A 3793-nucleotide genomic window follows, 5' to 3' on the forward strand; every position below is an offset into this window, starting at 1 on the left:
TGTTTCCAATATTGTTTATCATTGGCTGAATTACTTATGTCCCAGCCTCTTTTTATTTTAAGACACCATTACTCTTCCGCAGGCAAATTGTCCAGGGATAAGATAGCGATTTGATTTTGGTTGAAACGGATAGGAAATGGTTTTTGGCATGCGTAATACCTTTCTTGCTGTTAAGAAATTATACAACCCACTTTTTATAAACGTAGTATAAAAGCTCAGCTCGATACTGATTAATCATATAATAAACGCCAGCGTAAAGAAGACCGCCAAACAGCACCATATTCACAAGCATTCCTGCTAGAAATATTTTGCCGATGTGTGCCCCCGTTTCTAAGTGATCGGTTAAATCATCGTCGGCGACTTCTAGTAACGCATGATCTAAATCGATGGGAACGAGATATTCGCCAACTACCGTGTTTAAGTAAAACATGAGCGGAAAAGCCCACATAAACAGCATTCCACCAATAAGGCCCGCCATGCTGTTGCCTCTACATAATTTGGCTAAACCTACAGAAAGGATTAGTCCAAACCCAAAGGTAGGAACAAAGTTAACAATTGAACCAAGGCTAAAACCAAGTGCGACTTTATGCGAATGATCTTTTAGTCGTAATAGTTTGATAAGAAGATATTTAAATCGACGCTTGAGGATCTTTAGTTTGCTCACATCATTCTTTCCCTTCTATGGTAACTCAGTTTCGGTTAAGACCTATATCACCATTTTACATCATGAAAATGCTGGAAGAAGCATTTTTTCGCATATTTCACTAAGATAAAGAAAAGTAGTCATTTTCAGTTCACAAAACTCATTTACAATAGTAGGGGAAGAGAGTACGATAAAACTAGTCAAAATGGACTAAAGGAGAGGTTTTATGATTTTAGTAGTTGGAGGAGCTGGCTATATCGGTAGCCACCTTGTAAAAGAATTAGTGAAAACAAATGAAGTCGTTGTCTTAGATAACCTATCAACAGGACACCGCTGGGCGATTGATGAACGCGCGCAGTTTGTAGAAGGTAATTTAGGGAGCGAAGCGGATTTGGAGCACGTTTTTTCTACGTATCAAATTGACGCGGTGATGCACTTTGCGGCGAACAGCTTAGTAGGAGAGTCGGTTGTTGATCCTGTGAAGTACTATGAAAACAACGTCGCAGCGACGCTTACGTTATTGAAAACAATGATGAAACATAACGTAAAAAAGTTTATCTTTTCATCCACAGCGGCAACGTACGGCATTCCGTCTGTTGATATGATTACAGAGGAAACAAGCACAAGTCCAATCAACCCGTACGGTCGCTCTAAGCTGATGATTGAACACATCTTAGCGGACTACGCGCATGCGTACGATATGGAATACGTTGTACTTCGCTACTTTAATGCAGCGGGTGCGTACGAAACAGCAGAAATTGGCGAGTCCCATGACCCGGAAACGCACCTCATTCCAATTATTCTTGAGCACTTACTAGGTGAGAGAGAACACATTTCCGTGTTTGGTTCTGACTATGATACAGAAGACGGCACGTGCATTCGCGATTACATTCACGTAACCGATCTTGCCAACGCACATATCGCTGCGCTTCAGTCACTTTTAGCAAACGAAACCAAAACAGCGACGTACAATCTAGGAAACGGCCTTGGCTACTCAGTAAAAGAAGTGATCGATACGTGCGAGCGCGTAACGGGCAAAAAAGCCAACGTCGTAATGGCGGACCGCCGTGCTGGCGACCCGGCTCGACTCGTTGCGTCTTCGGATAAAATCCACCGTGAGCTAGGCTGGAAAGCAGAGCGTTCGCTAGAAGAAATTATTGCATCTGCGTGGAAGTGGCATCAAAGTCAAGTGAAGGTAGTGAAGTAATGAAGGAAGCCGAGACACCTGGGGTCTCGGCTTTTTACTTTCCTTCATGCTTCTTTTGTTCTTGTTCATTAAGAGCTTCTTACGTAGTTGTAGACAATGACTTTGTAAAGCAGGGCGTCACGTGTGAAAATCCAAATGCCAACGCCAATTTGACAAAAGATCTTTAAGAAAAAGCGAAAAACGGAGACTATCGCGAGCGCTTAACGGAATACATCAACTTAAATGACGGTCTTAGTCTACTGAATCGTCATTTTCCAGAGCTAGGAAAAGTCGTTGTGATGTGGGATAAACAGAAAGAATCGGTCAACATGACAGATACGCTAAGTGGAAATGTATTACGATCTGATACGACAAGAAGTACATTAATTGATAAATTTGGTTCAGATGTAGGAAACTTTCTAGCAGATCAGCTCGGTGATGTTGCAGATGAAGTGATGACAAGTAGCGTGAACGAGGGCTTACAATCACAGAATGCTAGTTTAAACTCTAAGCTGTTTTTATTTAAGAACCCTTTACCATTACTACGCTTGTAGAATAACCTCACTATTTCCCAGGAAAGTACGAATGGTGTCTAACCATTATCGTCAAATTAGGTCAGTGTTCTTCAAATCTTCTTTTCGATAAAGTAAACCTACCGGCGGAATACAAGAAAAAGCGCGCTTTTCAAAAGGACAAATCTATGAAATCTGTATCGTTTGAACAAATCGCAGAATCCTTTCACCCTCTCATTGTCTCGATGATTCAAAAGCATCATATTTATAAAGAACAAGAAGAATACTATCAGCTCGCTCTTATTGGGTTGTGGAAAGCTTACCAAAAGTTTGATGAAAGCAAAGGCTCGTTTTCGGCTTATGCTTACAGCACCGTGCGCGGCACCATTTTAATGGAGCTAAGAGCAAGCGTAAAACGAGACGAGCGAGAAGCGCTGACAGAAGATACGCTGTTGGTGATGCACCCAGACGATTCGCTTCCCGTGGCGCTGCAGTCGTCCATTATTAACGACATGATCCAACACCTCACGCCAAGAGAAAAGATTTATATTCTGGAATACCTATTAGGAGGCTATTCTTATAAGGAGCTTGCAGATAAGTACGGGGTATCAACAGGAGCGGTGAAAAACTGGGGGAAAACAGCTAGGAAAAAGTTGAAAGAGACGCTTCCGTATTTATAAGAGTAAGAAGCAGAAGGCGGTAGCTTTCTGCTTTTTTATAATTAAACTAATAATTATGAATTTTGAGTAAAAAATACTAGATTTTTACAACTCTTTTTTATAAAATAGTAAAAAAGTAAAGGGGTTGGTGAAATGGAAGTAAACGAAAACTATGTTATAAACGTTGACACAAAAGCGTTGAAGCCAGTTCAACACTTTCAGTACCAAACAAAAATTGTAGATGCGAAAGGCGAGTACTATTCCACGAAAACGTGCAAAGAACTACTCATGGAATCTTGCATTCAGCACCTCACAACCTTCGAGGGCGCACTATACGCCGTCAGAAAACGATTTGGCTTCACGAAAGAACCTCCGCTTGTCATCGATAAAGCCAACGAGCTCATTGTCATTCCGACAAAGTCTCCAACATCACATTTGTGCAGCTGGTATTTTCTATCCCATATCGACGTTACTCAGACGCTTTCTTCTTCGAAACAAGCTTCACAGATCATCTACTTTCACGATCAAACTCATCTTCCAACGTCACTTTCCCGGCACAGCTTAAAAGAGAAGTTAAGTAAGGCTTTAACGGTGCAGCATGATATTCGGAAGTAGCCTACATATTAGACTGTAGAGTTACCATGTCTAAGGGTAAGTAGTATAGAAATTCTGATGTTCAAAATGATAGAACTTTAATTTTATTAGGAAAAGCAGTTTTCATCCTATTTATATGGTACTTGTTTAAAAGAGTTTGATAGTATATCAAGCTCTTTTTATATTTTTATCTCAATAC

Annotated in this window: 5 protein-coding genes; 4 read left to right on the plus strand and 1 reads right to left on the minus strand. The window is 40.7% G+C overall.

Translation table 11 applies throughout. The annotated features are described in order from the left end of the window. Positions 1-178: 178 nt before the first annotated feature. Positions 179-664, minus strand: coding sequence for a DUF2062 domain-containing protein (locus tag BFL01S_RS19180; RefSeq protein ID WP_061786669.1), 486 nt, complete (start codon positions 662-664; stop codon positions 179-181). Between the two features lie 205 nt (positions 665-869). Between BFL01S_RS19180 and galE the strand changes: the two genes are divergently transcribed. The 4 genes from galE to BFL01S_RS19200 all read left to right on the plus strand — a co-directional run bounded on the left by galE (position 870) and on the right by BFL01S_RS19200 (position 3615). Continuing rightward, a complete protein-coding gene (gene galE, locus BFL01S_RS19185) occupies positions 870-1850 on the plus strand; it encodes a UDP-glucose 4-epimerase GalE (protein ID WP_061786670.1) in 981 nt (326 codons plus the stop codon). A 275-nt stretch (positions 1851-2125) separates the two neighbouring features. After that, positions 2126-2383: a hypothetical protein gene (locus BFL01S_RS19190; RefSeq protein ID WP_156474960.1), complete on the plus strand. Its 258-nt coding sequence runs from the start codon at positions 2126-2128 to the stop codon at positions 2381-2383. Positions 2384-2529: 146 nt separating this feature from the next. Then, entirely contained in the window at positions 2530-3021 is a 492-nt protein-coding gene (locus BFL01S_RS19195; protein WP_035321392.1) for a sigma-70 family RNA polymerase sigma factor, read from the plus strand. A 132-nt stretch (positions 3022-3153) separates the two neighbouring features. Beyond that, positions 3154-3615: a competence protein ComK gene (locus BFL01S_RS19200; protein ID WP_061786672.1), complete on the plus strand. Its 462-nt coding sequence runs from the start codon at positions 3154-3156 to the stop codon at positions 3613-3615. Positions 3616-3793: the final 178 nt, after the last annotated feature.

The sequence above is a fragment of the Priestia flexa NBRC 15715 genome (genome assembly GCF_001591565.1).
In the GTDB taxonomy this organism is placed as follows: domain Bacteria; phylum Bacillota; class Bacilli; order Bacillales; family Bacillaceae_H; genus Priestia; species Priestia flexa.

Excerpts from the sequence above, each read along its gene's own strand:
- galE (WP_061786670.1), top strand. The coding sequence starts at position 870 with ATGATTTTAGTAGTTGGAGGAGCTGGCTATATCGGTAGCCACCTTGTA.
- BFL01S_RS19195 (WP_035321392.1), top strand. The coding sequence starts at position 2,530 with ATGAAATCTGTATCGTTTGAACAAATCGCAGAATCCTTTCACCCTCTC.
- BFL01S_RS19200 (WP_061786672.1), top strand. The coding sequence starts at position 3,154 with ATGGAAGTAAACGAAAACTATGTTATAAACGTTGACACAAAAGCGTTG.